General features: G+C 62.1%; 2 protein-coding genes and 1 pseudogene. 1 reads left to right on the top strand and 2 read right to left on the bottom strand.

What is annotated here, in order from left to right:
- A partial coding sequence (locus tag AC0AP0_RS10285; RefSeq protein ID WP_490430390.1) for a DNA recombination protein RmuC occupies nt 1–1040 on the bottom strand: 1040 nt, incomplete at its 3' end.
- Between the two features lie 176 nt (nt 1041–1216).
- Between AC0AP0_RS10285 and AC0AP0_RS10280 the strand changes: the two genes are divergently transcribed.
- Nucleotides 1217–3292, top strand: coding sequence for a P-type ATPase actuator domain-containing protein (locus AC0AP0_RS10280; protein ID WP_490430389.1), 2076 nt, complete (start codon nt 1217–1219; stop codon nt 3290–3292).
- 75 nt (nt 3293–3367) lie between these two features.
- Here the strand turns inward: AC0AP0_RS10280 and AC0AP0_RS10275 are convergent.
- A pseudogene (locus tag AC0AP0_RS10275) lies at nt 3368–3634 on the bottom strand (hypothetical protein); the annotation flags it as partial.

The raw sequence follows: 3634 nt of genomic DNA, 5'->3' as shown, positions 1-3634 counted from the left end.
GACTTGAGCACAGCCCAGAGGGTCACCGGCGAAGTCAGAGCCACCTTTTGGGCAAAGGCATCATCCATCAGGGTGGGGTCCACCTCCAGAGCAGCCTGCAGAAGGGAGTCGTTGGGGATGAAGGCTACCACGAAGTCCGGGGCCGTTTCAAAGGCGTTCCAGTACTCCTTGTCGGCCAGGGCCTTGACGTGCTCGCGCAGGGCACGGGCATGCGCCTTGAGCAGCTCGTCCCGGCGGCGCAGCTCGTCATCCGAAGCGGTGTCGGGGATCTCGCAGGCCCGCTGGTAGTCGGAATAGGGTGCCTTGGCGTCAATGGGAATGGTCTTGCCGCCGGGCAGATGGACCACCATGTCTGGACGCAGAACGCGGCCATCCGAGGCAGTGACCACAACCTGAGTGTCGAAGTCCACATGCTCCAAGAGCCCAGCGGACTCGACGATATTCCTGAGCTGAGCCTCTCCCCAAGCGCCGCGCACCTTGTTGTTGCGCAGTGCCGAAGCCAAGGAACTGGTCTCCTTGTCCAGCCGCCCCTGCTGCTCACCCAGACTCTTCAGCTGCTGCCCCAGGGACCCCATCTCCTGCTTGCGACCCTCCTCGATTTGGGCCACCTTATGCTGGAGGGCATCCAGATTCTTCTGCACGGGAGCCAGAGCCGAGAGCACCTTGCTCTCCTCCTCCATGCTCTGAGCCTGCCTGCGCCGCTTCTCCTCTTCCTGAGCCTGTGTACGGCGGCGCTCCTGCTCGATTCTGATTTGCTCGGCCTGCTGGGCCTGGGCCAGCTGAGACTTGACAAAGGAGAGCTCGCGGTTCAGGCCGTCCACCTTGGTCCGCGCCTCCACCAGAGCCGCCTCGGATCCATGAAGCCTGTCCTGGACCTGGTCCAGCTGCGAACGCAGCTCATCCACCTGGCCGTCAGACCCCGTTCCAACGGACCTTCGACCGTGGGCACGACCCAGTGCATACCCGGCCAATCCTCCCAGTACCATACCGATCAGCAGGAGAAGCACAACCATGACCACCGATGACGTAGAATCGAACATATGTTCTAGTAAACCTCCAAGACTGGACCCGAAAGTGAGATCGGCACGGCAGGTTGTCGGCGATAATTCGAGAATTCGTTTTTTCCGCAAGGAATCGGCCTTAAGACCGGTGCTGGGCCGCAATGACGGGCAGAATAGAAAATATTGAGGGGTTGGAGCAAGACCGAAGGAGATCCGTGGGTATCGATATCTTCCTGGCGATAGCCGATCTGGTCGTGGCCTGTGCGGTCACCTGGCTGATCATCTGGTACTTCCTTATGCCGTCGGCTCATGTCAGTGACCAAGATGCAGGCTCAGACTCCCTGGCCAACCACCCCTGGCGCGATCCCGAGGATTGGGGCAAATGGGGGGCCGATCTGGACTCCCGCAGCCACCGTCTGCTCAGGCCTACCATCATTAGCGCCCTGCTGACTGCACCCGTCCTGGCTCTTGATCTATTCGATCGTTTCGGCCCCGATCTGATTCCCTCCTGGCTGACCAGCCCTTGGGTCCAGGCTATTCTGATAACCCCAGTCATCTTCTATTGCGGTCGTGGAATACTCATGGACGGGTGGAAGTCCATGACCGAGCACCGTTGCAGCCCCGATCTTTTGGCCATGCTGGCCACAAGTCTGGCCTACCTGTACAGCCTGGCTACCTGCCTGGCCGGGTCCCTGCTACCGGAGGGCTCCCGATCCCCATACTTCGACCTGATCGGCGTAGTCATCACCCTCCTGTTGCTGGCCCGGGTCATCGGCACCAGAATGGAAGCCTCCCTGGTGGCCTCTTTGAACCATCTAACAGAAATCCGACCAGCCTCAGGCCTGGTGGCCGATCCCGAACATCCGCAGACAGTTCCCGCCCGGATCCTTGCACGTGACCGGATCCGCTCAGGAGATTTGCTCCTGGTACGCACAGGAGAGCGCCCAGCCGCCGACGGGATTGTGGAGTCAGGATCGGCTCTGGTGGACGACAGCGAGCTGACCGGCGGCGACCGACCTCGGCCTTGCGGGCCCGGCGACCGGATCCTGGCCTCCAGCAAGATTCTGGAGGGTCGACTGTCCATCCGCGTGGATGCCGCCGGCGACAACACCTATGCAGCCAGGCTGGTGAAGATCATCCCCCAGGCCCTGGTCGAACGCTCCCCCGACATGCGTAGGATGGATCGCATCGTCAACATAGCCATCGCCCTGATCATGATCCTGGCTGTCTGGACCTTCATGCTCTGGCTCATGCTGGGACCGCAACCCCACCTGGCCCACGCTGTAGGCAATGCCGTCTGTGTGCTGACCGTTACCTGTCCCGCCGTCGCAGCCATGACCATCCCCATGGCCTTCCGAACCAGCTTGGAGACGGGCCTGGCCCACGGTCTGCTTTTCACTTCGCCACGAGCCATGAACCACCTGGGCCGGGTGCGCACGCTGATTCTGGACGACTCCTCTCTGCTGGGTCCCGACGACTCGGAGAGCCAGGGTGTCCACGCGGAATCCCTGACTCGCACTGCCACCCATCTACGCGCCTTGCGAGTGAGCAGCCTGATCCTGGATGGAAGCCGCCAGCCGGACGACAGGATCGAGCGGGCAGCCCGTCAGGCGGGCGTGGATATGCTGATCACCCGGCTGACCCCCGAGCGCAAGCGCGAGTGCATGGATCGGCTCAATCACGACCTGACCCGGAGCAGCAGAGGCGTTTCAGCGGATCGGACTGGTCAAGACACCGCTTCCGCCGAGAAGCAGGGTCGAACCAGCCTGGTGGCTCTGGCAGCTGGGACCACGGCGGATCCCAAGCTGGCAGCCAGGGCTCAGGTGAGCATCACTTTGGGTCCAAAACTTCAGGCTGACACAGACGATGCCGCGGACGACATCGACCTGCCACATCCGGATCTGATCCTGCACCAAGGCGACCTGGACGGGACAGGCAGGGCCATCGAACTGAGCCGGGCCACCACCCGGGTCATCAAGCAGAACCTGACCTGGTCCACTGTCTACAACGTCATCGCTCTGGTCATTGCCACCGGAATCTGCCAACCCTTCTTGGGCTGGATGCTCAACCCCATGATTGCAGCAGTAACAGGGGCCTTATCCACCATCCTGGCCATGCTCAACGTCCGTCGTCTGCACCGGCTGCGGCACCTGCGCCGTCGCTGGCTGCACCTCGCCCTGATCGACACAGACCAGCTTCCTACTGTAGCGGCACGGCGCCCCCAAGTCATCGTCGACAGCCAGTGGGAGTCCATGCAAGAGGGCAAGGATCCGGCGGCCGCTATGGACTGAATCTACAGAGCACAGTACGTGGTACAAAAAGGGTCGGCACTCGGGGATTATCCCGGGTACCGACCTTAATTGATCTCAGCGAGACTGGGCCTGACCCTGATCGTCACCACGAGCGGCATGACGGCCACGACCGCCATCGCCGGCATCAGCATCGGCATCGCCATCAGCCGTCACATCGTTGACCGTGACTGAATCATCGACCAGATTCTCAGTGGGCCAAGCGGTGAGCTCCAGGTGGTCGCCGCCGGTCTGGTCCACCAGGACCGTGTCGCCGTCGTGAACCTTGCCAGCCAGCAGCATCCTGGCCAGCTGATCGCCCACCTCGGTCTGGACCAGCCGACG

The sequence above is a fragment of the Bifidobacterium sp. POST2/T3 (B1) genome, from assembly GCF_058197115.1.
Note: the sequence above shows the minus strand (reverse complement) of the source record. Positions and strands in the feature narration are given on the sequence as shown.